Below are 19,072 nucleotides of genomic sequence, written 5' to 3' on the forward strand. Positions count from 1 at the left end.
TCATCCATGGCAGTCGTCCCCTGTGCGAACAAGGGCAGGCATGACGAGATCGGACAGGCCGGACGAGCTTGCGGCGGGCGTGTCATAGAGTGTCATGACGAGAACCAGCCCGCCTTGGCCCTCCACCGGCAGCCAGTTGCCTGTGCGGGCATCGGGACCGATGGTGATGGAAACGCTGCCGTCGCTATCATATAGGGCTTCCTGTGAATGAAGCGCTGCCTGCAGGCCATCACGCGGCTTGATCGGGTTGAGGTTAGGTGTCGCCGGATAGACAGTCCAGAACCGGGCTGGCGGCGTGGCTCCCGTCAGGCGATAGGTGCAGCCGCGCCGCAAGTCGCGCCCGCTGCTGTCGCGGCGCGCATAGAAAGGCAGGCCTTCGGCTGTGCCAAGCGCCAGATAGGCCTTGCGGGCGGCGCGAGCGCGGGAATAGGGATCGGCATCGGCAGTTCCATCGTCGGGGAATGCCGTCCATGCGCCGACCTGCAATTCTCCGAAACCGTTGAAACGGTCGAGGATGAAATGGACGCTGAAAATGCCCCCGCCGAGCGCAAGCGCCAGTACAAAAGCAGCTTTGAGAATGTTTTTAAGCATGGGTTGCGCGCTTATATCCTCAAAGTACCGAAATCTTGGTCCGCTCGGCAATCTTTGGCAGAGGCGGTGCGGCCATGAAACGCTCATGCAACTCCTTGAGAACCTTTGTTGCCATTGGTGAAAGAACCCGTGGCGGCGCGGCCATGGTTTCTTCCGGCTTGGCATTGGCCACCTGTGGCGCCGGGTTTTTCGGTGGCGCGGGGAAGGGTGGCGTCACGCCGGGGATCGGCTTCAGTTCGACGTTTTGATGCGCATAGGACATCATGCGCTGCCAAGCCATCGCAGGCAGAATACCGCCGGTCATTTCCTTCATCGGCGTGAAATTATCGTTGCCGAACCAGACCGCCGCCGTGAAATTGCCGGTGAAGCCGACAAACCATGCATCGCGATAGTTCTGCGTCGTTCCGGTCTTGCCACCAACACGCGTCATGGGCAGTGCGGCGCGACGGCCCGTGCCGCGTTCCGGCACCTGAACCAGCATCGAATTCATTTCAAAGGCGGCTTTTTCCGACAAAGCGCGGTGCGGTTTGGGTGCGTCACGGGTGAAATCCCACAACACGCGACCGTCTGAAGAAACGATCTGCGTGAAGGCATGGCGATTGCCTGCCATGCCTGCATTTGGAAAGACATTGAAACCGGTGGCCTGATCCATCACCGTCATTTCGGATGTGCCGAGCACCATCGTCTTGTGCGATGAAATCGGCGATTCCACACCCATCGCCTTGGTCAGCGCCACGACCGGCGCGGTAGTCAGATAGTCTTTCGCAAGACGCACAGGCACGCTGTTCAGCGAACGCACGAGCGCCGTCGTCAGATCGACCCGGCCCGCAAAACTGCGGCCATAGTTGCGCGGTGACCAGTTGCCCCAGCTGACCGGCGCATCGGAAACGATGGTGTTGGGCGTCAGGCCCTTTTCCATCGCGGCTGCATAGACATAGGGCTTGAAGGACGACCCCGCCTGACGCAAAGCCCGGGTGGCACGGTTGAACTGGCTTTCGCCATAATCGCGCCCGCCGACAAGCGCCCGCACCGAGCCGTCATTGGCGAGAACGACTGTTGCGGCTTCCGCAACATTATATTCCTTGCCGAACTGGCGCAGGTGATATTCGAGCGATTCCTCCGCCGCCCGCTGGATATTGCTATCCAGTGTGGTGCGAACGATCAGCGTGTGCTGCGGCATGTGCCCCGCAACCCGCTTGACCTCGTCGAAGGCCCAGTCGAGGAAATAATCGGGGCTTTCATTCTTGGCGCGGTCGATAACGCTTGCCGGATGGCGGCGCGCAACGGCGACCTGACCTTCGCTCAGGAAACCGCTTTCAACCATATTGGACAAGACGACATTGGCCCGGGCACGCGCGGCAGGCAGATTGACATGCGGCGCGAATTTGGCAGGCGCCTTGAACAGGCCTGCCAGCATGGCGGCTTCGGCGAGCGAGACATCCTTGATGTTCTTGCCGAAATAGAATTCGGACGCGGCTGCAATGCCGAATGTGCCGCCGCCCATATAGGCGCGGTCGAGATAGAGCTGCAGGATTTCCTTCTTGCTCAGATTGCTTTCCAGCCACAGGGCCAGAAAGGCTTCCTTGATCTTGCGTTCGAGCGTTCGTTCGTTGGAAAGAAACAGGTTCTTTGCAAGCTGCTGGGTGATGGTCGAGCCGCCCTGCACAACGCCATTGGCGCGCATATTCTGGCTGAGCGCGCGGCTCAGGCCCCAGAAATCGATGCCGTAATGGTCGAAGAAGCGGCGGTCTTCGGTGCCCAGAACCGCCTTGATGACATGATCCGGCAATTCGTCGATGGGAACGGCCTGACGGTGCAAAATGCCGCGCTGGCCAATTTCATTGCCGTAGCGGTCGAGGAAAGTGACGGCGTAATCGTCCTGCGCGCGCCAGTCTTTCTTGGTTTCCTCAAAAGCGGGAAGCGCCAGCATGAGGAGCACCACGGAACCCGCAACGCCGAGCGTGAAACCTTCGTCCAGAACTTCTACGACAAAGCGCCGGAAGCCACGCACGCGAAAGCGGCGCGAAAAGATGGTGATGTTTTCCCACCATTCGCCCAGACGGAAATGCAGATTGTACAAGCCTGAATCAATCCAGGCGTCGAGTCCAATCAGGCGTGAAACCCGGAAGGGTTTCCGCTGCTTCTTTCCGGGATCTTTGTCTGCCGTATGACGCATAAACTCTGACTTCGGCACTAGAGGATCGGGAAATACAATGAACTTGCTCTTATATTATAGCAAACTAATAGGCCACGAGCCTAGTGGGTGGAAGTTGACGTTTGGTTGCCAACCGACAGATGAGCAAAAATTTAATGGCAATCGTGAAAGGCCAGCAGAAACATAAAGTTGCCATCTATTTTATATTGACCGTGGGTGCCTTGAGGGTGCCGCACCCGCTCTGGGTACGCTGATTGCTTAAGTATCAGCTAAAATAATGGAATGAGCCGCAATAACACAAAATAGGAAAATATTCGCTTAATAGGAAAAAAGTCATTGACTGCGTAACGGTGCTTTGGTAGTCATTAGCTACGGTCGAAGAAGTGTAGCCGCAGTCACTGATTGCGGGAATAACTTGTCGAGCCAAACATGTTCATAACCCCGCAGGCGTTCGCGCTTCCGGGGTTTTTTATTGAGCGCATCCCGAAAAGTGTGAAGCTGTTTTAGGAATAGATGCGCGATAAAACAAAGGATTGGAGCGCCGATCTGATCCAATCAGATCGCAACGCGCTCCAAGCGCAGGTGCCGCAGTTGGACATCACAACAAGACAGGCGCGCAGCGAGGCGCGTATCCGGCTTGCGTATGGTTTGCAGACGACCCACGGCATCGACACTGCCGAAATGGCCGAGGTGCTGGGTTATTCGCTGGATAATTATCTGGTGCGGTTGCGCCGGTTGCAGCTGGTCGGGGCATCCGGCGCGGCGCTCAAACCACAGGCAAATGCCGATCCGGCGCTGGAACGTTTGCAGACAGAATTGAAGCGGTTGCTCGATGCGGAAGAACTGCCGGACAAAAGCAAGGCTGAAGCCTTGATGGCGCTGGCGAGGGCCGTGAAGACAGTGGGTGAACTCTCTGCCGAAGCAGCCGTCCCGATACGTTCGGAGGAAAATTCCACGGTCAGCGTCAACGAGGCGAGGCAGGCTTTGGTTCGAATAGACAGGAGAATTGAGGAACTTGCAAAAAGGCGCGCAAGGGAAATCCTGGGGCGCGGGCTTGACGCGAATGCAGGTGATGGCGGCGGTGGAGGAGTGGCTTCTCCGGGCGCGTGACGCGCAATTACCGCCTGCCGATGACTGGCGGGTCTGGCTCATTCTTGGCGGGCGTGGTTCCGGCAAGACGCGGGCGGGCGCGGAATGGGTTTCCGGCATGGCGCTTGGCCTGCCGCCTTTTGGCCAGAAGCCATGCGGTCATATCGCGCTGGTTGGTGAAACATTCAACGATGCGCGGGAGGTTATGGTCGATGGGCCATCGGGGATTTTGTCGGTGTCGCGGCTCAGCCGCCCGCGCTACGAGGCGACACGCCGCCGCCTGATCTGGGACAATGGCGCGACGGCGACGCTGTTCTCTTCGGAAGATCCGGACAGCTTGCGCGGGCCGCAATTTGCCGCCGCATGGTGTGACGAGCTGGCGAAATGGAAGCATCCGCAGGAAACCTGGGACATGCTGCAATTCGGCCTGCGTCTGGGGACGTCGCCACGGCAGGTAGTCACGACGACACCGCGCGCGGTGCCTCTGCTGAAAACGCTGATGGCGGATGACGGTGTTTCGATGACGCATATGCGCACCGATGAAAACGCCGCCAATCTGGCCGATGGTTTCATCGCGACCATCAACCGTCGCTATGCGGGCACGCGCCTTGGGCGACAGGAACTTGACGGCGAACTGATCGAGGAGCGCCCCGGTGCGCTGTGGTCACGCGATCTGATCGAGCGCGGTTTCGAGGAACGCGCACCGCCAATGGTCCGCATTGTTGTCGCGGTCGATCCACCGGCCTCGTCGGGCAAGGCGTCCGATGCATGCGGCATTGTCGCGGCAGGTATCGATGCGGAGGGGATCGGCCATGTGCTCGTCGATGACAGCATGTCCATGGCCAAACCGCATCAATGGGCACGCAAGGCCATCGCGCTTTATCACCGTCTGGAGGCCGACACGATTGTCGCCGAGGTTAATCAGGGCGGCGAGATGGTGGCTGCGGTGCTGGCGGCGGAAGATCCTTCCGTGCCGGTGCTGAAGCGCCACGCAACACGGGGCAAATGGTTGCGGGCCGAACCTGTCGCAGCCCTGTACGAGCAGGGGCGGGTGCGGCATGCCGGTCGGTTTCAGGCGCTGGAAGACGAGATGTGCGATTTCGCGCCGGAAGGGCTTTCCAGTGGTCGGTCGCCCGATCGTCTCGACGCGATGGTCTGGGCCTTGGGCGAGTTGATGCTGGGCACGGATTTGAAGCCCCGCATCCGGCGGTTTGGCTAAATTTTAGAAAAATTGGAGAGGCCGCTTTATGGCTTGGAACTGGGCTTGGAAAAGGCCGGGGCGCGAAACTGCGTCGCGACTGCCTGCACCCGTGAACACGGGACGCGAGCGGAAAATGGCAAACGGTTTTGTCGCGCTGCATGTTGAGCGCAATGCGTCGTGGATTGCGCGGGATTACAGTACGCTGGCGCGCGAGGGCTTCATGCGCAATCCGGTCGCGCATCGCTGTGTGCGCCTGATTGCCGATGCGGCCAGCAGCGTTCCATGGCTGCTTTATGAAGGCGTCATGGAGCATGACACGCATCCGCTTTTGGAGCTGATCGCATCACCGCAGTCGGGCATGGACGGGGCAAGCTTTCTGGAAAGGCTCTATGGCCATTTGCTGATTTCCGGCAATGCCTATGTGGAGCGGGTTGATCTGCCGAGCGGGCGGATGGAACTGCATCTGCTGAAACCGGAGCGGGTCAGCGTCGAAACGGATGCCAATGGCTGGCCGCAGGCGCTGGTCTATCGTTCCGGCTCGACGATACGGCGCATTGCGCTTGGAGCTGAAACGGCTGCGGGCTTGCACCTGAAACTTTTTCATCCGCTCGATGATATCTATGGTTTCGCGCCGCTTGAGGCCGCTTTGATGGCGCTCGATACGCATAATGCTGCGGGCGCATGGAACAAGGCCTTGCTCGACAATTCGGCGCGCCCGTCCGGCGCGCTGGTTTATGCGCCGAAGGACGGCGGCAATCTGACCGAGGAACAGTTCGAACGGCTGAAGGCCGAACTGGAAGAGGGCTATACAGGCGCGTCGGGCGCCGGGCGTCCGCTGCTTCTGGAAGGCGGGCTCGACTGGAAGGCGATGGGCTACAGCCCGCAGGATATGGACTTCATCGAAGCCAAGAATGGCGCTGCCCGCGACATTGCGCTGGCTTTCGGTGTGCCGCCCATGCTGCTCGGCATTCCCGGCGACAATACCTATGCCAATTATGCCGAGGCCAACCGGGCGTTCTACCGGCTGACCGTGCTGCCTTTGATGGGGCGCATGGCCAAGGCGTTCAGCCATTGGCTGGGACCACTTTTCGGAGAGAATTTACGCCTCGACTACGATGCCGACCGCATTGAAGGGCTTTCCGCCGAGCGTGAAGCGCTGTGGCGGCGCGTGTCCGACGCGCCTTTTCTCAACGACGACGAGAAGCGCGAAGCCGTCGGCTATCAGCCTCAAACAAAAAGCAGGAGGTCGTTATGAGCAATCTGAACGACACGGTTTTTGCATCCGACGCCGCGTGGTTGTGGTTCGCCAAGGTGGCGGGTGCTGTTGCAGGTTCGGCGGTGTCGCTTGCCTATATGCTGCCGCATGGCAGGCGCGAGGCGGCGGTCCGCTTCGCTGTCGGCATTATCTGCGGCATGGTTTTTGGCGGTGCGGCGGGCGTCAAGATTGCGGAAGCGCTGGCGCTCGACGCCGCACTCGGGCGGGCTGAACTGATGCTGATGGGGTCGGCATCAGCCAGCCTTGCGGCATGGTCGGCGCTGGGCGTGTTCAAGCGTTTCAGCGAAAGGCTCAAACATGCCGCCCTGCCGGGCATTCTTCCTGCCGAAAGGAGCACCGATGGCGAAGCCTGATCTGAAGCTTGAAACCAAGCGTGCTTCGCTGGCGCTGGAAGATGTCGAGATCGACGGCAGCTTTTCCGGCTATGCCAGCATTTTCGGACTGGCTGATCTGGGCAGCGACGTGATTGAGCGCGGCGCTTTCAGCCGTGCTCTGCGCGAACGCGGCACCTCGGGCATTCGCATGTTGTGGCAGCATGATGCGGCGGAGCCAATCGGTGTCTGGACGCAGATACGGGAAGACGCGCGTGGGCTCTATGTCGAAGGCAGGCTTGCCAAGGGCGTGGCGCGGGCCCGCGAGGCACTCGATCTGCTGCGCTCCGGCGGGATTGACGGACTGTCCATCGGCTTTCGCACGGTGAAGGCGCGCAAGGATGCGCGCACCGGTTTACGCCATATTCTGGAAGCCGATCTCTGGGAAATCTCGGTGGTAACCTTTCCGATGTTGCCGCAGGCGCGCATCGGTCAGGTCAAATCGGATTTGCCCAGCATCAGGGAATTCGAACGCTGGCTCACGCGGGATGCGGGGCTGAGCCGTGCGAGCGCACGAACCGTCATAGCCAAGGGCTATGCGGCGCTCGGCGACAACCGGATAGGGCGGGACGCCATCCGGCATGAGGAAGCCGGTCTTGCGCAGCGTATGCGCGATGCCGCCAAAACAATCTCCAATTAAACAGGAACTCCATGGAAAATAACCATAGCATCCCGCTTGAAACCAAGAGCGTGGAAACGAAGTCGCTTGTCTCGAACCCGCTTCAGAATGGCGATGTCGGCGAGGCTTTCGAAGAATTCATGACGGCGTTTTCGGCCTTCCGCGATGCCAATGACGAGCGGCTCAAGAAGGTTGAGAAACATGCGGGCGTGGACGTGCTTCTGACCGAAAAGGTCGAGCGCATCAATCGTGCGCTCGATGAGCAGAAGCACGCACTCGACAGTTACGTGTCGCGGCAGTCGCGTCCGCAACTGGGCGGGGCTTCTGTTGTTGGCAATGTCGAACACAAGCAGGCCTTTGACGGTTATGTGCGTCGCGGTGACGAGCAGACGTTGCGCGGCATCGAGCAGAAGGCGCATTCCTATGCTTCGGGTCCGGATGGCGGCTATCTGGTGCCTGCCGAGCTTGAAACCGAAATCGGTCGCAGGCTGGCCGTACTGTCGCCGATCCGCGGCATTTCCGGCGTGCGTCAGGTCTCCGGCGCTATTCTGAAAAAGCCGTTCTCTATCACCGGTCCGGCAACGGGTTGGGTTGGCGAAACGGACGCCCGTCCGCAGACCGCATCGGCTAAACTCGCCGAATTGCAGTTCCCGACCATGGAAATCTACGCCATGCCGGCGGCAACGGGTGCACTCCTCGACGATGCGGCGATCAATGTCGAACAGTGGATTGCCGAGGAGGTGGAAACCGCCTTCGCCGAGCAGGAAGGCGCCGCCTTCGTCAATGGCGACGGGGTCAACAAGCCACGCGGCTTCCTGAACTACGACAGTGTGGCGGAAAGCGCCTGGGAGTGGGGCAAGCTTGGCCATATTGCCACCGGCGTTGATGGTGCTCTTCCGGCGACCGATCCTTCGGACAAGCTGATAGAGCTGATTTATGCGCTGAAGGCGGGCTATCGTCAGAACGCCAATTTCGTCATGAACCGCAAGACGCAGAGCGTGTTGCGCAAGCTGAAGGACAAGGACGGCAACTATCTCTGGCAGCCGCCATCCGCCATTGGCGACAAGGCATCGCTGATGGGCTTCGGACTGGTCGAGGCCGAGCATATGCCGGACATTGCAGCCGATGTTCCGGCTATCGCATTTGGCGATTTTGGACGCGGCTATCTGGTTGTCGACCGAATCGGTGCGCGCGTGTTGCGCGATCCATATTCCGCAAAACCCTATGTCCTGTTCTACACCACCAAGCGAGTCGGCGGTGGTGTCCAGGATTTCGACGCGATCAAGCTGCTGACATTCGCAGCTTAAGTCTTAGACCGGCTGGTATTTTTTGCAGGTCTTTTGAAGCCCCACTGCCGGTTTTGGCAGGTGGTTTTGCGCTCGCGAGAGGTGAAACTTGTAGAGGGCGTTATGTGTAACTGACTGATTTGAAAGTTATCGTTTAGGGGAAATTCCATGACAATGTTTCTTGTCACGCCGCCGGCAGTCGAGCCGGTGACGATCGAAGACGCACGCACATTTTTGCGTATCTCGACACAAAGCGAAGACACCATTCTGGAGCGGCTGATCAAGACGGCGCGGGAATTGGTGGAAGCTGAAACCGGCCTCGCGCTGATTGACCAGATGTGGCGGCTGCGCGTGGATCGCTGGCCCCGCTCGGGCCGTCTGGCCCTGTTCAAGTATCCGGTTTCAGCCGTGACTGAAGTGGTCGCCTATCGTGCCGATGGCACGGCGATCAGCTTTGCGCCGGAGGAGTTCGAGCTGCAGCTTGGGCGTCGTCCGCAGCGCCTCTACATGGCGCCTTATCCTGACGCCCCAACCTTCAATGGTATCGAGGTGGATTTCGTGGCGGGCTTCGGCGCTACCGCCGATCTGGTGCCCGAGATGCTGAAGCAGGCCATATTGAGCCTCGTCGCCCATCTCTATGAATCGCGCGCAGGCGTCGATGCTGGTTCTGCGGCGGTGTCTTTTCCGCCGATGGTCAACCAGATGGTCGATGGCTGGCGACGGATTTCTCTATGAACAATGTGCTCTTCATCGATCCGGGCCAGCTCACTGCCGAGCTGGCTCTGGAAATGTTGCAGCCGGTGGCCGACGGGATGGGCGGTTATGCTGAAACATGGGTGGAAATCGCGACGGTCTGGGGACGGATTGAACCCGTTTCCGTGGCGCAGCGCGATTTCGGCACACGACCGCAGCCACAGGTGACGCACCGCATCCTGCTGCGGTTTCGCGACGATATTTCAACCGCCATGCGGCTGCGCAAGGGTGCACGTCTGTTCCGGCTCAGTGCGGTGCACGATCCGGACGAGACCGGGCGCTATCTCGTCTGCCTGGCGGTCGAGGAGGGACGATGAATATTGCCATGAAACTGACGGCAGACGGTCTGGTGCGGGCGCTGCGCTGGAAGGCTTTGGCGGTCAGCGATGATCTGATTTTTGACAGACAGGCGCAAGCGCGCAGCGCTGGCGCGGAGACGATCTCAAATACCGGAACGGTAACTTCCAGCGGGGGCCCGGATGGAACTTGGAGCGGCAGCATTACAGAGGGCGCTCTTTGACGCCCTGAAAGATGACGACGGATTGAAAGAAACACTCGGCGGCGAGCGGATCTATGATCATGTGCCACCGAAAACACCCTTTCCCTATGTCACGCTTGGCGAGACATCCAGCCGCGACTGGAGCACCGCCAGCGAAAAGGGCGACGAGCATTTCGTCAACATACAGATATGGGCGAAGGAAAGCGGGCGTAAGCGCGTTCTGGACATCGCTGCCAGGATCGCAAGCCGCCTCGACGAGGGACCGCCGGTTACGGTGGACGGGCATCATCTCGTCAATCTCATGCTGACCGAAGTGATCGCTCGTAACACGGACGGTCTTGGCAGCTATCTCGGTACGATGCGCTATCGCGCGGTGACCGAGCCTTTGATTATAGAGCGCGTTTCGATCTGATTTTATCAGATCGGCGCTCTATCCATCTGTTTTAACGCACATCTTTTCCGAAAACCGTTTCACACTTTTCGGGATGTGCTCTCATCCAGGAGAAATGAATGGCGGCTCAAAGAGGCAAGGATATCTTGCTCAAGACAGTGCGCAGCGATGGCAGCTTTGAAACATGCGCGGGTCTGCGCACCAAGCGGATTGCCTTCAATGCGGAAACCGTCGATGTGACCGACGCAGATTCCACCGGGCGCTGGCGTCAGCTTCTGGCGGGCAGTGGTGTACAGCGCGTTTCGGTCAGCGGATCGGGTATTTTCAAGGATGCCGGATCGGATGCGTTGGTGCGTGACCTGTTCTTCGACGGCGAGATACGCGACTGGCAAATTGTGCTGCCGGACTTCGGCTCCGTCAGTGGGCCGTTTCAAATCACGGCGCTTGAATATGGCGGCGATCACGACGCCGAAATGACCTTCGAGATTGCACTGGAATCGGCGGGCTATATGGCCTTCGGTGCCGCCCTATGATGGCCAACCGCCATCGCGGCGAAGTCGCCGCAAAGCTCAATGGTCGTGACTGGATTCTCTGTCTCACTTTGGGCGCGCTTGCCGAGCTGGAAACAGCTTTCGAAGCGGATAATCTTTCCGAATTGATCGCGCGGTTTTCGACAGGGCGGCTGTCGGCCCGCGATATGTTGCGTATTCTTTGCGCGGGCCTGCGTGGTGGTGGCCATGTCGTAAGCGAGGAAGATGTCGCTGATATGCGCGCCGAAGGCGGTGCAGCCGGTTTCGCTAGCGTCGTCGCGTCGCTTTTGACCGCCACTTTTGGCACATCTGAAAAGCTGGAAAGCGATTCTTCGTCAAACCCTTGAGAGCCGCAGTTGAATCGGAATCTTCGCCAAAACCTTTTCCATGGGATGAGGTCATGCGGGCGGGTTTCGGTTTGCTGCGGCTTTCCTCACAGGCTTTCTGGTCCATGACCCCGCGTGAACTGGCGGCAGCTCTCGGACCCATTGCGCCACAACGCGATGCGCCCACGCGCCATGCGCTTGATGCGCTGATGCGCACTTTCCCGGACGGGTAATCTCAACAGGTAATCTCATGACTGACGAAACCGTAACCGTATCTGTCGATGCGGATACAAGCGCGTTCGACCGCGCCTTGACTGATCTTGAAAAGCGCTCGTCGAGCTTTGGCCGAAGCCTGACTTCGGCGCTGAAAGGAGCGATCACCTCCGGCCAGGGGCTGGAGGATGTGTTGCGCAGCCTCGCGGGCAGTCTGGCCGGTTCGGCCTTGTCGGCAGGTTTGCAGCCGCTGCAAAGCCTCGCCTCATCGGCAATTGGCGGGCTGACGAGCGGCATCAGTTCGATCATGCCTTTTGCCAAGGGCGGGGTCGTGTCCAGCCCGACCTATTTCGGCATGGGGTCCGGCTCGCTTGGCCTGACGGGTGAAGCCGGTGCGGAAGCGATCCTGCCGCTGGCACGGGGGGCTGATGGCCGCCTTGGCGTGGCCACGGGCGGCGGCGGCAGTCCGGTGCAGGTCGTGTTCAACATGACATCGCCGGATGCATCGTCGTTCAGGAAATCCGAAGCGCAGGTTTCGACCATGCTGGCGGGTGCGGTGCGTCGTGGCGCAAGGAGATTGTGAGTATGACGGACGCCTTCCATGATGTGCGCTTTCCGCTCGGCGTTTCCTTCGGGGCAACGGGCGGGCCGGAATGGCGCAACGAGATTGTCGCGCTCACCTCGGGTCTGGAAAAGCGCAATGCGCGCTGGGCGCATTCACGCCGCCATTTCGATGTCGGCACGGGTCTGCGTTCGCTGGACGATCTGAAAACCGTGCTCGCCTTTTTCGAGGCGCGGCGCGGGTCGCTTTATGCTTTCCGGTTCCGCGATCCTTTAGACTATTCGTCAGCGCCGGGCAATATTCCGCCGACCTATCTCGATCAGAAATTGGGCGTCGGCGACGGCGCGACGACGGGCTTCCAGCTGATCAAAAGCTACGAGACCTATGACCGGCCTGTGACGCGCCCAGTCGCCGGTTCGGTGACGGTCGGGGTCAATGGCGTGCATATGCAGGAAGGCGAGGCCTTCACGGTCGATCTTGCAACGGGGCAGATCACATTTTCACCGAGCTATGTGCCGGGTGTCAGTGCGGTGGTGACGGCTGGCTTTCTGTTTGATGTGGCCGTGCGCTTCGACACCGACCGCCTGACAGCCAGCATAGCTTCGTTTCGCGCTGGCGAAATCCCGTCCATTCCGATCATCGAGGTGAAGTCATGATCCCGGTTCCGGCAGCGCTTGAATCACATTTGCAGGGCGAGGTGACAACCCATTGCTTCGCCTGGATTATCCGCCGTCAGGACGGCTTGGTTCAGGGTTTCACCGATCATGACCGCACGCTCTCGATCAATGGCGTTGCCTGTGAACCGCAGACCGGAATGAACAGTTCCGAAGCCTCGACCACGCTCGGCCTTTCCATCGCAGGCGGTGAGGTTGAAGGCGCGCTGTCATCCGCCAAAATCAGTGACGCGGATATTGAAAACGGACGCTATGACGGGGCGGCCATAGAGGTCTATCTGGTGAACTGGTCAGCGCCCGATCAGTTCATGCTGTTGCGCCGCTGGACGGCAGCAAAGATCAGCCGTTCGGGCACAAGCTTCGTCATGGAGCTGAAAGGCGTTGCCGCCCTGTTCGACGCGGTGCGCGGCAGGCGGATCATGCGCCTTTGCGATGCAAGTCTGGGGGATGGGCGCTGCGGGGTGAACCTTGACGACCCGCTTTATTTTGCGGGCGGCGTTGTCGTCACGGCGGGCAGCACGGAACTGACGGCGACGGAACTTACCGCCTTTGCATCGGGCTGGTTTGCGAACGGTTATCTCACCTGGACAAGCGGTAGCAATGTCGGCGCGAAAATACGTGTGCTGGATCACAGCGGCACCACATTGCGCCTCAGCGAACCGCCGGTTTCGCCTATTGCGGCAGGCGACAATTTTCGCGTGGTCGCGGGTTGCGACAAGAGCTTTGCCACCTGCAAGGCAAAGTTTGCCAATGGTGTCAATTTTCGTGGCTTCCCGCATCTGCCGGGCAATGATGCCGCTTACACTTATGTCAGCGGTGATCAGGAATATGACGGGAGCGCGTTGGTCCAATGACGATGGCCGAACGGATTCTCATCGAGGCCGAACGCTGGCTCGGCACACCCTACCGACACGGTGCATCGACGCTTGGCGTGAGCTGCGACTGTCTTGGTCTGGTGCGCGGCATCTGGCGGGCGCTGTATGGCCGCGAGCCGGAAGATGCTGGCGCCTATGCGCCCGACTGGGGCGAGGTGACAGCCACAGACCGGCTGCTCGACGCCGCGTCCCGGCACATGGCCCGGCGCGAGACCGGTGAGCCGCTGCCGGGCGACCTGATCGTCTTCCGCTGGCGGGTCGATGTGGCGGCGAAACATCTTGGCATTATGAGCCGCGAGAACCGCTTCATCCATGCCTATGAGGGGCATGGCGTTCTGGCCTCAGCGCTGGTGCCGCAATGGCGCAGGCGCGTGGCTGGCATTTTCATTTTCCCCGAAAGGACAGACTGACCCATGGCGACAATCGTTCTGCAAGCCGCAGGTGCTGCCATCGGCGGCATATTCGGCCCGGTTGGCGCGGCGCTTGGCGCGGGCCTTGGTGCCATGGCCGGCTATAGCATCGACACGGCGCTGATCAATTCCACCCGCCACAGCGAAGGCGCAAGACTTTCCAGCGGTCGTGTCGTGACAGCAGAAGAAGGTGCCAGCCTGCCTTTCATCTACGGCACGGCGCGCGTTTCCGGCACGTTGATCTGGGCGACCCGTTTCGAGGAAAGTGCTACCACGGAACGGCAGGGCGGCAAGGGCGGGGCGAAGGTTACGAGTTACAGCTATTTCGGCAATGCCGCTTATGCGGTGGCCGAAGGTGAGATCGCGTTCATTCGTCGGGTCTGGGCCGATGGACAGGAACTTGATCTCACCGAAATTGAAATGCGTGTCTATCGCGGTGATGCAACGCAGCAGCCCGATCCGCTGATCGAGGCCAAGCAGGGCACCGGCAATGCGCCTGCCTATCGCGGTACGGCCTATGTGGTGTTCGAGCGCATCCCGCTCGACACTTATGGCAACCGGCTGCCGCAATTCGAGTTCGAAGTGGTGCGCCCGGTCGGCAAGGTCGCGCGAGACCTGCGTGCGGTGGCGCTCATTCCCGGTTCGACGGAATTCGGACTGATGCCCGATCCTGTTACCGACGAACCGACACCGGGAACCACGCGATCATTGAACCGCAATGCGGTGCGCGCCCGCAGCGACTGGACAGCGGCGCTTGATGAATTGCAGGCGCTTTGTCCCGGCCTGCGCCATGTCGCAATTGTGGTGCCATGGTTTGGCGACGATCTCAGGGCGGGCTTCTGCCATATTCGACCCGGCGTGACTGAACTTTCGGTGCGCAAGCCGAGCCACGTCTGGAAGGTGGAAAATGTTGCGCGATCAGCCGCGCATCTGATCTCTACTAATGGCAGCGGCTCGGCCTATGGTGGCACGCCATCCGACGAAAGCGTCGTCGCGGCGATTCTCGATGCCAAGGCACGGGGCCTAAGCGTGACGCTCTATCCGTTCATCATGATGGATGTTCCGGCAGGCAATACGCTGCCTTCGCCCTATGACGGGGTCGGGCAGCCGGTCTATCCGTGGCGCGGACGCATAACCTGTCACCCCGCAATCGGTTTCGTCGGTACACCGGACAAGACGCCAGAGGCGGCAAATCAGGTGACAGCGTTCGTCGAAGGCGAATGGGGTTATCGACGGTTCCTGCGTCATTGTGCTGATCTGGCGATGCAGGCGGGCGGTGTCGATACATTCCTGATCGGTTCGGAATTGCGCGGCCTCACCAGCATTCGTGACGGGCGGACAAGCTTTCCATTCGTGACGAGCCTTTGTTCGCTTGCGGCAGAAATGCGTGAGCTTCTGGGCAGCGCCTGCCACATCACCTATGGCGCGGACTGGACGGAATATTTCGGCTATCAGGCGCAGGACGGGACCGGCGATCTGTTCTTCAATCTCGATCCGCTCTGGTCGCACCCGGCCATCAACGCCATTGGCATCGATAATTACATGCCGCTTGCCGATTGGCGCGATGGCGATCTCGACGGTGGCAATCCGGACGGTTTCGACGGGCCGTATGATTTCGCCGGGCTGACCAGCCAAATCGAGGCTGGCGAGGGCTATGACTGGTATTATGCCAGCTACAGCAATCGCAGTGCGCGACAGCGCACGCCGATCACCGATGGGCTGGCAGGAAAGCCCTGGGTCTATCGCTACAAGGATATTCGCGCCTGGTGGAGCAATCCGCATTTCAACCGAATTGACGGGGTTGAAGCGACAAGCCCGACCGGCTGGATACCGCAGTCGAAGCCGATCTGGTTTACGGAGCTTGGGTGTCCGGCGGTGGACAAGGGGCCGAACCAGCCGAATGTCTTTCCAGATCCGAAGTCGTCGGAAAATGCCACGCCCTATTTCTCGAATGGATCACGCTCCGATGCCGCCATGGAGCGGTTTCTGCGCGCCCATTACCAACACTGGCCAACGGCCAATGCTGTGTCGCCCGTCTATGGCGGACCGATGCTGGATATGGACCGCATCTATCTCTGGGCGTGGGACACGCGACCTTTTCCGGAATTCCCGCTCGCCAGCAGTACCTGGGGCGATACCGCCAACTGGCGTCTCGGCCATTGGCTGAACGGGCGTCTGAGCGGTGTCGCGCTGGACGAGTTGATTGCGGCGATTCTTACCGATTTCGGTCTGCCGCAGGCCGATTGTTCTAGCGCGCATGGCTATCTCGCTGGTTTCACCATTTCGGAATCATCGACAGCACGGGGTGTGCTGGAGCCGCTTCTGAACGTCTTCGGCGTGCATGGCTTCGAGCAGGCGGGTCAGTTCGTGTTCAGGAGCATAGCGCGGGCATCGTCAGCCATTTCGATCAACGACATGCTGGTACAGCCCGATGAAGGCGAAGCGTTTACGGCCGAACTGGAAGACCTTGGCACATTGCCCGCGACGGTGGAGTTTTACTGTAGCGATCCGCTGCGGGACTTTCAGGTGGTCGGTGCGGCGGTGCGTCGGGACGAGGGGCAAGGCAGCGAGAGCATCAGCCTGTCAGGAGCAATGGAGCAGGGGCAAGCGGCGGCACTGGCTGAAACCTGGATGGCGCGCCGCTATGCCGAACGGCGAACAGCGTCCTTCTCACTGCCATGGTCGGCGGCGTCGCTTCATGTTGGAGACCGGCTGCGCGTCGATATGCTGGGCGGCGGGCGTGACTATGTCATAACCGGCCTTGATGACGGTTCGGTTCGCACAGTCAAAACGACGGCGCTTGCCCCGAATATCGTCTTTGCGGATCGGGGCGAGACGCCGCAGGCAGTGCCCGGCGGACCGGCCATCGACATGAAACCGGCTTTTCATCTCGTCGACCTGCCGCTCTGGCCGGGGGCGGAAGAACCCGCAGGGCAGTTTCGCATTGCAGCCCATGCCAAGCCATGGCGCGGTGTGGCGGTCTATGCCTCACCGACCGACGAGGGTTTTGCCGAGCGGGCGAGGATTACGGAACGGGCAGTGATGGGCGAACTTGCCGAGCCGCTTGCCGGTGGTCCAAGCGGGCGTTTACAGGAGGGGCACTCCGTCGAGGTCACGCTCTATGCCGGTGAACTGCAATCGCGTCCGCTGGCCCAGATTCTGAACGGGGCCAATACCGGGCTGTTGCAGGCGTCCAATGGCGACTGGGAAATATTCCAGTTTCTCGATGCGGAGGAAGTCGGCACCAATCGCTGGCGTTTGTCACGACTGTTGCGCGGGCAACTTGGCACGGAAGCAGCGGCGCTTGTCGACAAGCCGGTTGAAACGCCATTCATCTTGCTGGATTTGGCGGTGAGCGGGGTGGGCCTCTCGGCATCCGAGCTGGGGCTTCAACTCAACTGGCGCGTCGGAACTACGGGTAAAACCTTCTCCGATGCCTATTTCGACACGGTTCAACAGAGCGGCGGTCTGCGTGGGCTGACGCCGTTGAGCCCGGTTCATCTGAAAGTTGACCGTGCGGCCAATGGCGATCTCGCTTTTATCTGGACCCGGCGCGGGCGGATCGACGCTGACAGCTGGCTGGGTGAAGACATTCCGCTGGGCGAGGAGCGCGAGCTTTATACGGTCGAGGTCTGGCAAAATGGTGCTGTCGTACGGCGCGAACAGGCCACTTCGCCCTCGTGGACTTATGCCAAAGCGATTCGCACCGCTGACGTGGGTGTCGGTGCGTTTGATCTGCGCGTTGCGATGGTCAGTACGAAAATCGGTGCGGGTGATATGGCTGTACTCAATCTGGCGGCTGGCCTATAATTTCCTGGAGAAACGACATGACAGACGACAAAGCCTGGTATCTTTCCCGCACCGTTTGGGCGGGGCTAGCCTCGATTATTCTAGGGCTGGCGGGGGCTTTCGGGGTCGCAGACAGCGCTATCGATCAAGTTGCGCTAACGGATGTTTTACTGCAACTAGCCGCTGCAATTGCTGGAATTGTTACGATATTCGGTCGCATCAGGGCAACTTCGCGCATTTCATAATTTCACAAAGCGTGATAGCAAAGGGAAATTATCCTTTAAGGTCTATAGCGAGAACAGCCTGTTCATGCATCGTTCAGCTGTCGTGCGCTATACAAGGCGGCATGATGAAAAAGAACTCTGCACTCAAAGTTTTCGCGCTTCTCGCGGTGAGTTTTGGCTTGTTGCCCATCGGCGGCATTGTCGATGCTGGCGCCATGCCGATTGCTGCGCCGCAGACCTCCAATCTTCTGATCGCCGCTGCCGGTGACTGTGCCGCCGTGGGCGAACAGGTTGCCGCCAAACAAGGCGGGCAACTTGCCAAGGCCACGCCTTCTACTCAGAACGGCGCGCCGGTCTGTGTTGTCGTCGTGCTCGTTCCGGGCCGCGACGGCGAACGTCCGCGCCGCGTCGAAGTGGCTGTGCCCAATCGATAAAATTCCCGGTATGGGTTTTGAAGCCGGTTTGCCCGGTATGTCTGGTTTGCATTGTCACAGGCAGGCCAGCTTTTCCGTTGCATATGATCCGTTGAAGGGAGACAGCCCGCTTGCGTATCCTGATTGTTGAGGACGACAAGGACCTGAACCGGCAACTTTCCGATGCGATGGTTGCCGCAGGTTACGTGGTCGATAGCGCCTATGATGGTGAAGAAGGCCACTTTCTGGGTGATACGGAACCGTATGATGCGGTGATTCTCGATATAGGCCTGCCGCGTATCGACGGCATCAGCGTTGTGGAACGCTGGCGTCGCAACGGGCGCGCCATGCCCGTCCTCATGTTGACCGCCCGTGATCGCTGGAGCGACAAGGTTGCCGGTATCGATGCCGGTGCGGACGATTATGTCGCCAAGCCTTTTCATATTGAGGAAGTTCTGGCCCGGCTTCGTGCGCTCATCCGCCGTGCTGCCGGACATGCCTCGTCGGAGATGGTCTGCGGCCCGCTGCATCTCGACACCAAGACCTCCAAGGCCAGTATCGATGGCGTGTCGCTGAAGCTGACGTCGCATGAATATCGGCTTCTGTCCTACCTCATGCATCATATGGATGAAGTGGTTTCCCGCACGGAACTGGTGGAGCATCTCTACGATCAGGATTTCGATCGCGATTCCAATACGATTGAAGTTTTCGTCGGGCGCCTCCGCAAGAAGATGGGCGTCGATCTCATCGAGACCGTGCGTGGCATGGGCTATCGTATGCGCTCCGATGCCGGAACTGATCCAAAGGGGAACGACAACTGAAGCG

The 19,072-nt window shown here is 59.9% G+C and carries 23 protein-coding genes; 21 read left to right on the forward strand and 2 right to left on the reverse strand.

The genetic code is table 11. From position 1 onward, the window contains the following. Together FGI60_RS13985 and FGI60_RS13990 are read right to left on the reverse strand one after the other, a co-directional pair. Window positions 1-591, reverse strand: coding sequence for a DUF1214 domain-containing protein (locus tag FGI60_RS13985; protein WP_138785730.1), 591 nt, complete (start codon window positions 589-591; stop codon window positions 1-3). Window positions 592-610: 19 nt separating this feature from the next. Next, window positions 611-2,767 carry a penicillin-binding protein 1A gene (locus FGI60_RS13990; protein WP_138785731.1) on the reverse strand — a complete coding sequence of 719 codons (2,157 nt, stop codon included), beginning with the start codon at window positions 2,765-2,767 and terminating at the stop codon, window positions 611-613. Between the two features lie 492 nt (window positions 2,768-3,259). Between FGI60_RS13990 and FGI60_RS13995 the strand changes: the two genes are divergently transcribed. The 21 genes from FGI60_RS13995 to FGI60_RS14095 all read left to right on the forward strand — a co-directional run bounded on the left by FGI60_RS13995 (window position 3,260) and on the right by FGI60_RS14095 (window position 19,068). Then, a complete protein-coding gene (locus FGI60_RS13995; RefSeq protein WP_235889815.1) occupies window positions 3,260-3,856 on the forward strand; it encodes a hypothetical protein in 597 nt (198 codons plus the stop codon). Further along, the gene (locus FGI60_RS14000; protein ID WP_445433040.1) at window positions 3,810-5,054 is read left to right on the forward strand and encodes a DNA-packaging protein; all 1,245 of its coding nucleotides are present in this window, start codon (window positions 3,810-3,812) and stop codon (window positions 5,052-5,054) included. The genes FGI60_RS13995 and FGI60_RS14000 overlap by 47 nt, the downstream gene beginning before the upstream one ends. 28 nt (window positions 5,055-5,082) lie before the next feature. Then, the gene (locus tag FGI60_RS14005; RefSeq protein WP_138785733.1) at window positions 5,083-6,291 is read left to right on the forward strand and encodes a phage portal protein; all 1,209 of its coding nucleotides are present in this window, start codon (window positions 5,083-5,085) and stop codon (window positions 6,289-6,291) included. Next, window positions 6,288-6,665, forward strand: coding sequence for a DUF6107 family protein (locus FGI60_RS14010; RefSeq protein ID WP_138785734.1), 378 nt, complete (start codon window positions 6,288-6,290; stop codon window positions 6,663-6,665). The genes FGI60_RS14005 and FGI60_RS14010 overlap by 4 nt, the downstream gene beginning before the upstream one ends. Then, window positions 6,652-7,323 carry an HK97 family phage prohead protease gene (locus tag FGI60_RS14015; protein ID WP_138785735.1) on the forward strand — a complete coding sequence of 224 codons (672 nt, stop codon included), beginning with the start codon at window positions 6,652-6,654 and terminating at the stop codon, window positions 7,321-7,323. Before FGI60_RS14010 ends, FGI60_RS14015 begins: the two co-directional genes overlap by 14 nt. 11 nt (window positions 7,324-7,334) lie before the next feature. After that, entirely contained in the window at window positions 7,335-8,609 is a 1,275-nt protein-coding gene (locus FGI60_RS14020; protein WP_138785736.1) for a phage major capsid protein, read from the forward strand. A gap of 147 nt (window positions 8,610-8,756) precedes the next feature. Then, complete coding sequence (locus FGI60_RS14025) at window positions 8,757-9,323, forward strand: head-tail connector protein (RefSeq protein WP_138785737.1); 567 nt, start codon at window positions 8,757-8,759, stop codon at window positions 9,321-9,323. Beyond that, window positions 9,320-9,658: a phage head closure protein gene (locus tag FGI60_RS14030; RefSeq protein ID WP_138785738.1), complete on the forward strand. Its 339-nt coding sequence runs from the start codon at window positions 9,320-9,322 to the stop codon at window positions 9,656-9,658. The genes FGI60_RS14025 and FGI60_RS14030 overlap by 4 nt, the downstream gene beginning before the upstream one ends. Then, a complete protein-coding gene (locus tag FGI60_RS14035) occupies window positions 9,655-9,861 on the forward strand; it encodes a hypothetical protein (RefSeq protein WP_138785739.1) in 207 nt (68 codons plus the stop codon). Before FGI60_RS14030 ends, FGI60_RS14035 begins: the two co-directional genes overlap by 4 nt. Next, window positions 9,821-10,252 (forward strand): DUF3168 domain-containing protein, encoded by a 432-nt coding sequence (locus FGI60_RS14040; RefSeq protein ID WP_138785740.1) that lies wholly within the window; start codon window positions 9,821-9,823, stop codon window positions 10,250-10,252. Before FGI60_RS14035 ends, FGI60_RS14040 begins: the two co-directional genes overlap by 41 nt. 98 nt (window positions 10,253-10,350) lie before the next feature. Further along, window positions 10,351-10,764, forward strand: a complete 414-nt coding sequence (locus tag FGI60_RS14045; protein WP_138785741.1) for a phage major tail protein, TP901-1 family — start codon at window positions 10,351-10,353, stop codon at window positions 10,762-10,764. Next, window positions 10,761-11,108 (forward strand): gene transfer agent family protein, encoded by a 348-nt coding sequence (locus FGI60_RS14050; RefSeq protein WP_235889816.1) that lies wholly within the window; start codon window positions 10,761-10,763, stop codon window positions 11,106-11,108. Before FGI60_RS14045 ends, FGI60_RS14050 begins: the two co-directional genes overlap by 4 nt. Next, entirely contained in the window at window positions 11,105-11,320 is a 216-nt protein-coding gene (locus FGI60_RS14055) for a rcc01693 family protein (protein ID WP_138785742.1), read from the forward strand. Before FGI60_RS14050 ends, FGI60_RS14055 begins: the two co-directional genes overlap by 4 nt. Before the next feature lie 17 nt (window positions 11,321-11,337). Then, complete coding sequence (locus FGI60_RS14060; protein WP_138785743.1) at window positions 11,338-11,883, forward strand: phage tail tape measure protein; 546 nt, start codon at window positions 11,338-11,340, stop codon at window positions 11,881-11,883. Window positions 11,884-11,885: 2 nt separating this feature from the next. Beyond that, a complete protein-coding gene (locus FGI60_RS14065; RefSeq protein ID WP_138785744.1) occupies window positions 11,886-12,518 on the forward strand; it encodes a DUF2460 domain-containing protein in 633 nt (210 codons plus the stop codon). Continuing rightward, window positions 12,515-13,390, forward strand: coding sequence for a DUF2163 domain-containing protein (locus FGI60_RS14070; protein WP_138785745.1), 876 nt, complete (start codon window positions 12,515-12,517; stop codon window positions 13,388-13,390). Before FGI60_RS14065 ends, FGI60_RS14070 begins: the two co-directional genes overlap by 4 nt. Continuing rightward, window positions 13,387-13,821, forward strand: coding sequence for an NlpC/P60 family protein (locus FGI60_RS14075; protein ID WP_138785746.1), 435 nt, complete (start codon window positions 13,387-13,389; stop codon window positions 13,819-13,821). Before FGI60_RS14070 ends, FGI60_RS14075 begins: the two co-directional genes overlap by 4 nt. Before the next feature lie 3 nt (window positions 13,822-13,824). Then, window positions 13,825-17,631 carry a baseplate multidomain protein megatron gene (locus FGI60_RS14080; protein ID WP_138785747.1) on the forward strand — a complete coding sequence of 1,269 codons (3,807 nt, stop codon included), beginning with the start codon at window positions 13,825-13,827 and terminating at the stop codon, window positions 17,629-17,631. Between the two features lie 17 nt (window positions 17,632-17,648). Next, on the forward strand, window positions 17,649-17,855 hold the full coding sequence (locus FGI60_RS14085; protein WP_138785748.1) for a hypothetical protein: 207 nt from the start codon (window positions 17,649-17,651) through the stop codon (window positions 17,853-17,855). 104 nt (window positions 17,856-17,959) lie between these two features. Beyond that, window positions 17,960-18,268 carry a hypothetical protein gene (locus FGI60_RS14090; RefSeq protein ID WP_078340170.1) on the forward strand — a complete coding sequence of 103 codons (309 nt, stop codon included), beginning with the start codon at window positions 17,960-17,962 and terminating at the stop codon, window positions 18,266-18,268. A gap of 110 nt (window positions 18,269-18,378) precedes the next feature. Further along, the gene (locus FGI60_RS14095) at window positions 18,379-19,068 is read left to right on the forward strand and encodes a response regulator transcription factor (protein ID WP_138785749.1); all 690 of its coding nucleotides are present in this window, start codon (window positions 18,379-18,381) and stop codon (window positions 19,066-19,068) included. Window positions 19,069-19,072 lie beyond the last annotated feature (4 nt).

The organism is Brucella haematophila, assembly GCF_005938105.1.
GTDB lineage: Bacteria > Pseudomonadota > Alphaproteobacteria > Rhizobiales > Rhizobiaceae > Brucella > Brucella haematophila.